General features: G+C 59.0%; 7 protein-coding genes and 1 pseudogene. 5 read left to right on the plus strand and 3 right to left on the minus strand.

Annotation, left to right across the window (positions count from 1 at the left end; genetic code table 11):
* Positions 1–1,323 (plus strand): hypothetical protein (locus tag AC4NN3_RS17095; RefSeq protein ID WP_491928294.1); only part of this gene is annotated, 1,323 nt, incomplete at its 5' end.
* 54 nt (positions 1,324–1,377) lie between these two features.
* Here AC4NN3_RS17095 and AC4NN3_RS17100 read toward each other — a convergent pair.
* A complete protein-coding gene (locus tag AC4NN3_RS17100; protein ID WP_491928295.1) occupies positions 1,378–1,944 on the minus strand; it encodes a hypothetical protein in 567 nt (188 codons plus the stop codon).
* Positions 1,945–2,149: 205 nt separating this feature from the next.
* On the minus strand, positions 2,150–2,833 hold the full coding sequence (locus AC4NN3_RS17105; protein WP_491928296.1) for a DUF2270 domain-containing protein: 684 nt from the start codon (positions 2,831–2,833) through the stop codon (positions 2,150–2,152).
* Positions 2,834–3,345: 512 nt separating this feature from the next.
* Here AC4NN3_RS17105 and AC4NN3_RS17110 point away from each other — a divergent pair.
* Genes AC4NN3_RS17110 through AC4NN3_RS17120 form a run of 3 tightly spaced genes read left to right on the plus strand, consistent with a single transcriptional unit; the run spans position 3,346 to position 5,977 of the window.
* The gene (locus tag AC4NN3_RS17110; protein ID WP_491928297.1) at positions 3,346–3,963 is read left to right on the plus strand and encodes a PepSY domain-containing protein; all 618 of its coding nucleotides are present in this window, start codon (positions 3,346–3,348) and stop codon (positions 3,961–3,963) included.
* Complete coding sequence (locus AC4NN3_RS17115; RefSeq protein WP_491928298.1) at positions 3,963–4,625, plus strand: response regulator transcription factor; 663 nt, start codon at positions 3,963–3,965, stop codon at positions 4,623–4,625. The genes AC4NN3_RS17110 and AC4NN3_RS17115 overlap by 1 nt, the downstream gene beginning before the upstream one ends.
* Before the next feature lie 26 nt (positions 4,626–4,651).
* The gene (locus AC4NN3_RS17120) at positions 4,652–5,977 is read left to right on the plus strand and encodes an ATP-binding protein (RefSeq protein WP_491928299.1); all 1,326 of its coding nucleotides are present in this window, start codon (positions 4,652–4,654) and stop codon (positions 5,975–5,977) included.
* Positions 5,978–6,011: 34 nt separating this feature from the next.
* Here the strand turns inward: AC4NN3_RS17120 and AC4NN3_RS17125 are convergent, their stop codons facing one another.
* Positions 6,012–6,566, minus strand: coding sequence for a transglutaminase-like cysteine peptidase (locus tag AC4NN3_RS17125; RefSeq protein WP_491928300.1), 555 nt, complete (start codon positions 6,564–6,566; stop codon positions 6,012–6,014).
* A gap of 318 nt (positions 6,567–6,884) precedes the next feature.
* Between AC4NN3_RS17125 and AC4NN3_RS17130 the strand changes: the two are divergent.
* A pseudogene (locus tag AC4NN3_RS17130) lies at positions 6,885–7,458 on the plus strand (hypothetical protein); the annotation flags it as partial.

Genomic DNA, 7,458 nt, shown 5'->3' on the forward strand with positions numbered 1-7,458 from the left:
GATCATAAATGGAAAATTCCAGTTCAAAACGGTCCGATTTGCTGGGGGCAGGTCACGGGCTATGCGCCGGCGGTGAGGGTACTCGTGCGTCATACAAAAGGATATGAGCACGCCCATATCGAAAGAATAGCTCAAATCCTCCAAGGGGAAGAGAATTTAGAAAAAATCGAGCACTTGCTTCGCGCAGGTCAAGTGTTTTTGCGAAACGGGGATTTTTCTCAATTTGCGACAACTATGACTGCCGTCGTGCGCAACGGTATACTCGCGGAAAGAGCCCATAGAGCTGAGACTGATGGAAAGTACGCGGTGAGCGCCATTTCGCTGGTATTTATCGCGCTGGTAACCAGCGGGGACCATCTCGGAACGCCACGCGGCGGTACGGAGTCCACGGCGGCGACTTGGTACAACGACATCGTTGACGATTCTTCGTCGCTCAACAGCGAGACAATCTCTAGAATGGCAGATGCCGTTGCGGTGTCGACACGTGCATCAGATTGGATGGCAATTGCAGTCCAGGCGCCTAAGGCTGGATTTGTCCAGCAGGTGCTTCGCGAAATGGCAGCCGGCAAGGAGTTTTGGATCCGTGACCTCCGCGCATTTGCCTCCACTTTCGATAGAATGGAAGACATCCTAAGCGTTGAAGGAGCTCAACACTTTCTTGCACAGTGCCGGTTTGATGAAGAGCTGGAAGGTGCCTTTGCACATGATCGAGTGCGCAATGTCAGTGATCGTATGTTTGCGGCGGTGACACGCCTTGATGCCGACGCGCCGGCCAGAGCGATCCTGAAATTCGCCGAGAAGTACCTTGGCCAACTCGATCAAACACAGTGGGAAACCGCTTTGGTTTCATCGACAGAAGATCGGCGCCTACTAATCTCCATGCAGAAAAATGCTGGCTTTGTGGTGAAGGAGGTGGAGTTTGTAAGCGCTCTCACGTCGGCTGCTATTGCCGTGCTGGAAGGTTCGTTTGATCCTGGAACCTCCCCAGATTGGAGCGAGGTTTTGAAGGCATTGCCGTCCTCGAAGATGGCTGTACTTCGCGCACAAATCGTTGGTCGGATGCATAGCGCTGCTGTCACACAGGAGGGGTCAGAGCGCTTTGTCATTCATTTTCCAACTATCGCTAGCAAGCTAAAATTCTCGGCCACGGTGGAGAATGCCGAAATGGCTCTTGCCGGATTCCTGTGGTACATCGCTGGCACGGAAACCCCAGCAGCTGAGGCCTACATAAAGCTGATGCGCTCCGAAATAGATGCTTGCTTGAAGAAGTTGCCGGATGGGGAGATCAAAAGTGGGTTTCTCGATGCAGCATCACGGGCTTGATCAAGCACGGTGCTAATCGGACCACCTAGCCGAATTCGGGGCGAAAGCGTCAAGCTACTGTGACCGCTCAACTTCCTCGAATTCGGTCCAGAACTCTTTAAAAATTTCAGCCCGCACCATGGCCTCAATGCCGGATGATCCCACCGCATTCGGGTGGTATCGCCTGGCGAAGCGTTTCTTGATCTCTTTGAACTGGTTCGATCCAGGCGGCTCAGTGGTGGTGGTCCGCCCCTGAAGCTCGACAATGGTCTGGTTCGCCTTCGCAAGTTCATCTCGTAACTTGCGAACCAAAGCCTGGAGGTCTTGCGGCTTGCTCCCCGTGTCGCTGGTTCCGTGCGAGCCCGATTGGCTCCTGGCCCCCGCAGGAATGATCCTCGTGTGCAAGTCACGAAGATAGCGAAGGTCATCAGCATATGACCGGCTGGATCGAGCTTCTGCCAAAATTCGATACATATCATCTCGGGTGTCGGCGTTCAGCTGGCCGGTAGCGAGCAGCTCGGCAACAAGACATTCGACTTCGGCTAAGCTCACCTTTGCCCCCAAGTTGGCTTTCGGTTGAACGATCAGTCGATTGCCGGCCAATATCAAGGAAAAAGCTCGGCGCCGATCATGCTGTTTCATCACCAGCCAAGACGGTGTGCGACAACGTTCGTTGCAGCCGCTGGCGCAAAGCCAAATTTTAGACCTGAGTCATTTTATGATTCCCTGCGGTGCGCCATGTGCAGGTTATGCTTCCCATCCTTGCAGGATATGATTCCGGATTTGGGGAAGAAGTGGCGGAAACCCTGAAGTTGCTGACTCACATTATGATTCCGTGCACAGTTGATCATACATGCACCTCGTCGCCGCCCCGGTCCTTGCCCTTGAGGCAGGCGACGGCCAGACCCAGGTAAAAGCCCGCAACCAGGGTTAGCACCATCCAGCCGGGCGCCGGGCCGACCGCCGCATGGCCGACAAGGGTGGCAATGGGGCGCGCGGCGTCCAGAGAGGCGCCGGCCTGCAGGTCGGGTGAGGCGATCTTGACGATCCAGGCACAGAGCAGGATGAGGAACATCCACACATAATTGCGCCGCAGGCGGCGCCTGAGGGCCAGAGCCAAAGTGATCCTGAACTTGGGATGGCGCAGGTCCTGCGCCAGCATTTTGAGCCAGGGTTCGGGTCCGCCCTGCGGGTCCGCCTCGAAGAACTGGCCGAAATAGTGCCGCTCGAACTGCCGGATCCGCATCCGGTAAACGTCGTAGTACCGATAGCGCCGCGCTTCGACAAACAGCATCAGCAGGATAATGACCATGGCGAAGAGGGTGAGGCCATGATGCGCATTGGCATTGGAGAGCGACACGGACAGCAGCGCCGCCACCACGGTGATGGCCCAGTTGCTGGTCAGATCGAGCCGGGCGCGCCACGCATTCATCCGGGTCATTTCGGCCCGGTAATAGTGGATCATCAGGTTCGTCGCCTCGACCGAACTGGTCGGCAGCGTGGGGGTCACGACGGGAAGTGTCTCAGGCATTGCCGGTCCAATCGGTGACGAACAGCCTCTATCAACGTCGGGAACGGCGTTCGGTTCACCAGGTCATTCTTGAGCCGTGAATGGCTGCAAAACCGTGCTGGCGACCCGGCCACTGAAAGTCGACGCACAGCCCCTACCCGACCCAAAAAGCCAAGGCCGCTGGTCTTCCAACGACGCCCGTTGAGACGTCCGCGGTCCAATTACGAAATCCCGGAACCAGCCATTCGCCTTCGAAACTGCGACAGCAGCTCATCGCCCCATTTCATGTCCTGGCCCGGACATCGGCATGGCGGAGAGCAGCGGCTTCAACTCGGACGATCGCGACAATGTTCGGGGGTGGCGATCGCCCCATCGTTTGCATCAATAACGGCATGGCGGGCAGAGTGCAGCCGCGTTGCTGAGCGGGAGGTTGACGGCGATGCTTGGCTGTGTGCGAGATATATTTCGCGCCTGACGGAATACAGTCCAAGATGTCAGCCAATTGTCAGGTTGCAGGGTGTATGGCTAACAGCATGTTACGCAACATTTTCAAACTGCTGGCGATTGCTGTGTTCCTCCACCTCGCACCTTCCGCGATGGCACAGGGCAATGGGAATGGGAACGGCAATAGCGCTGCCGGCGAGAACCAGGACAATGGCGGCAACGCCAATGGCGCCGGAAACGCCGCCAATGCCGGCAGCAGCAGTGCAAATCCCAATGCCAACGGAAATGCCAGTTCGAATGCCGGTGGCGGCGGCAATGCTGGCGGCAACGTCAATGGCAATGGTGGTGAAGCTGCGACCGGGAACAGCGCTGCCGATTCCAGTGTACCCGCCAACGCGAACGCTGTCGTCAGTTCGGGCGAGACGATTAGCTCAACCGGCAACAGCAATGGCAATCCGGCGTCCAATTCTGCCGTGAAAGTGCAGTCGCAGACTGTTGCCCTGGAGGCAATGCAATCAGGCGCTGCGGTGCCGCTGGAAACCATCGTGCGCAGCCTGATTGACGGCGCTGCAGGCCAGCTGATCGATGCCAGCCTGGTTCAGGTAAATGGCTTTCTTCTCTACCAGGTAAAGGTGTTGTCACCTGCCGGTCGAGTCAGCACCCAGTATTTCTATGCAAGGACCGGGCAACCGGTTACCCTGCGCTAATGCGGGTACTTATTGCCGAAGACGACAAGCTAATCGCGGAATCGCTGACGTCAGCGCTGTCGCGGGGTGGTTTTGCCGTGGAGCACGAGGCCGATGGCGAGGCGGCGTGGGTGCGCGGCGATACCGAGTCCTTTGATGCGGTGGTGCTCGATCTGGGGCTAGCCAACATGGATGGACTGACGGTCCTGAAGCGGTGGCGCAATGCTGGCCGGTCCATGCCGGTGCTCATTCTGACCGCCCGCGGCCAATGGGAAGAGCGCGTCGAGGGTATCGAGGCGGGCGCCGATGACTATGTAGTCAAACCGTTTCACGTCATGGAGATTTTGGCGCGAGTACGCGCGCTGGTGCGGCGCTCGGGCGGGCATGCCAGTTCGCGCCTGCCTTTCGGCCCTTTCCAGCTCGACATGCGCACCCTACAGGTCAATCACGACGGCGTTCTGCTGGACCTGACGCCCCAGGAATTCAAACTCATCGCCTATATCGTCCATCACCGCGGTCGGGTGGTGTCGCAGCTTGAAATCACCGAGCATATCTACAATCAGGACTATGACCGGGAATCCAATGCGGTGGAGGTCCTGGTGGGGCGCGTGCGCAAGCGCCTGGGCCGTGACGTGATCCGCACGCGCCGGGGCTTTGGTTACACCCTCGGGGAAGGCTTTTGAAACTTCGATCGCTGCGGCTGCGGTTGATGGGCCTCGCCTTCATCTGGATCGTTCTGTTCCTGGCGGGGTCGGCGGGCGTACTGCAATACCTGTTCACCGCCAATGTCGAGCGGACGGCGCGCATTGACATGGAAGCGGCAGTTTCCTGGCTGGCTGCCAATCTGATGCCCGACGAGAGCATGCCCAGTCTGGCTGCCCAGTTGCCCGATCCTCGGTTTGATACGCCCCTGGGCGGGCGCTACTGGCAGATAGAAGCTCTGGATAACGGACTGATCAATCGATCGCGATCACTCTGGGATTACGTGATCGAGGCACCCGACCTGAACGAGGGACTCTATTACCGGACCACCTCGGAGGGGCGCCCGCTGATCCTGTTCAGCAAACTGCTCGAAATTGACGCCGTCGACACAGTGCGTCGCTTTCGGGTCACGGTGGGCCAGGATTTTGCGCCGCTCGAGACCACCATACGCAATTTCATGCTCGACCTGGCCAAGCTGTTCGTGCTGCTGGGCATGCTGATCATGCTGGCTGCCTGGGCGTTGATCCGGTTCGGGCTCAGTCCCATCAAAACCGTCCAGCGCGCCATCGAAGGGATCCGTCGCGGCGAACAGGCGCGCATGACCGGGACATTCCCCACCGAACTGGCGCCCCTCGTTGAAGAGGTCAACCAGCTGCTGTCCATGCGCGACGAATCCACTGACCTGGCGCGCAGGCGCGCCGGCGATCTGGCCCATGGTCTCAAGACACCTCTAGCCGCGCTGTATAGTGTCGCGGAGCGTCTGCGCGGCCGGGGCGACGACGCCGAAGCCGACCTGGTGCAGGAATTAGGCTTCGAGATGTCGGAACGGGTCGACTATCAGCTCCGCCTGGCCTCCCTGCGCACACCGGCCGAATCCCACGCGACGCGCTCCCAACTGGACACGGCCATACTACGCACCGTGGCGGTGCTCAAGAAGACTCGCCAGGGCGAGGGGCTGGTATGGGAGACCGACCTGGCAGGCGATTGCTGGGTCGATATCGACCGTCAGGACCTCATGGAACTGATCGGCACGACGCTGGAGAACGCGGCCAAGTGGGCCGGCACGCGGGTGGTCGTCAGGACCCTGCGGCACGCCGGCATGGCGCAAATCGAGATCAAGGATGACGGGCCAGGCGTGCCCAGTAACCGAATATCGGAACTGGGCATTCGCGGTCATCGGATCGATGAAGCGCGTCCCGGCAACGGGTTCGGCCTGTCTATCGCCAGCGAAATAGTCAAGTTAAACCGCGGAACGATTGGCTTTTCGGCCTCAGAAATTGGTGGACTGTCTGTATCCATAGGGCTGAGGCTTGTGGATGACTCCGATGTCTAGTCGACGAGCCACCCGCTGACGCAGCAGCCGAGGGTCAGCTGATGGCCTGCCAGCTCTTGCCATTGCTCGTCGTCATCGCGACCCAGCGCAGACCGCTCTGGTTCCAGGGGCGGATCGCCCCGGTCATGTTGTCCAGCACGAGATCGCCCTCACTGGTCCGCACGATCAGGACGGCGTGGCCTTCGCCGCTGCGGGTCTTGGCCAGACCGATGCGGAGGGCGCTCGCCGAGATGCCCGCATTGATCAGGGCCGCGCGCTTGGCCAGCACATAATCTTCGCAATCGCCGCTTCTGACGCCAATCGACCAGGTGTCATTGCGATCCGAGCGGGGCGAAATCGCGCCGTTTACCTGCCGATTGACCGACTTGAGGATATCCAGGGCGCCCTGGGTCAGCTTGACCTCGGCGGCGCCGCCGCCGCGGCAGTGGTTGGCGTTTTGCAGGCAGAATATCTGGAACCCTACCGGGGCGACGAATGTCCGGCCCACCGACAGGCGAGTGGCAGCCTGCGACGCCGTGTTGGCCTGGACCGCTGCGGGCACCTGCGAAAACGATAAGACCAGAGTGGCGATTGCTATCAGACGGCGCATCTTGTGTCCCCTCACCAAGGATTTGATGCGTCACAGTCTGCCCGGCCCACCTTGAAGTGGGCTGAGCAATTTGTCTGCAATTTTATCTAAATGCAAAATACCCAAAAAACCGCGAACCGGCATCCAGTTAAATGGGGAGCGCGAGCGGGAAATTCTTGATCAGTCAAGCACTTGGAAAAGTATAGAACAAATCAAGCTGACAAACAGATAACAACAGACTTACAGAACAATAACACTTGCGTTTACTATACAATACAAGACTATTGATTTTAGAAATTATCAACGTTACTTATCCCTTAATGAAGTAGGGAGTGTACGATGAGAAAGAGTTTTTCTGTTGTGTTGGCGGTGGGCCTGCTGGCGGTTTCAGGCGGCTCTCCTGCCTTTTCCCAGGGATTGACCGTGGCCGCGCTGACCAGCCAGTGCGTAATTGGTGCGACCGGTGCCAGCTGCGTACCCATGGTGCAGGCATTTTTGAGCGGTCAGTTGCCGGGTGCGGCACGGGACCGGAACATCATCGATCTGTCGGCGTCTCTCGCGGCCAGCGCCCAGGGCGCTTCGCCCAAGATCTGCCAGGACCTGGCTGCCGGCGTGCGCACGGCCGCTGGCGGCGCATCGACGCAGAGCCTGCAGACCGATCTGAATGTCCTCGCAGATAGCCTGTGCGTCGGGGGCTTCCGGACGGCTGCCATTCCAAATGCCGCGCCAAACGGAGCGGCTGGCGGTGCTTTGGACACCACCACCGGTGGATCGGACGGCAATCAGCAGACCGTGCTGAGTTCCGAGGTAGTGGCAGTGATTCCCTCTGTTGTGGTTGTTGCTGATGCGGGCGGCGGCGGCGGTGGTGGTGATACGGGCGGTGACACCGGTGGTGACACTGGCGGCGACACCG

This window comes from Devosia sp. MDV22-iso42 (assembly GCF_058629155.1).

Excerpts from the sequence above, each read along its gene's own strand:
- AC4NN3_RS17110 (WP_491928297.1), top strand. The coding sequence starts at position 3,346 with ATGTTACGCAACATTTTCAAACTGCTGGCGATTGCTGTGTTCCTCCAC.
- AC4NN3_RS17125 (WP_491928300.1), bottom strand. The coding sequence starts at position 6,566 with ATGCGCCGTCTGATAGCAATCGCCACTCTGGTCTTATCGTTTTCGCAG.
- AC4NN3_RS17105 (WP_491928296.1), bottom strand. The coding sequence starts at position 2,833 with ATGCCTGAGACACTTCCCGTCGTGACCCCCACGCTGCCGACCAGTTCG.
- AC4NN3_RS17120 (WP_491928299.1), top strand. The coding sequence starts at position 4,652 with ATGGGCCTCGCCTTCATCTGGATCGTTCTGTTCCTGGCGGGGTCGGCG.
- AC4NN3_RS17100 (WP_491928295.1), bottom strand. The coding sequence starts at position 1,944 with ATGAAACAGCATGATCGGCGCCGAGCTTTTTCCTTGATATTGGCCGGC.
- AC4NN3_RS17115 (WP_491928298.1), top strand. The coding sequence starts at position 3,963 with ATGCGGGTACTTATTGCCGAAGACGACAAGCTAATCGCGGAATCGCTG.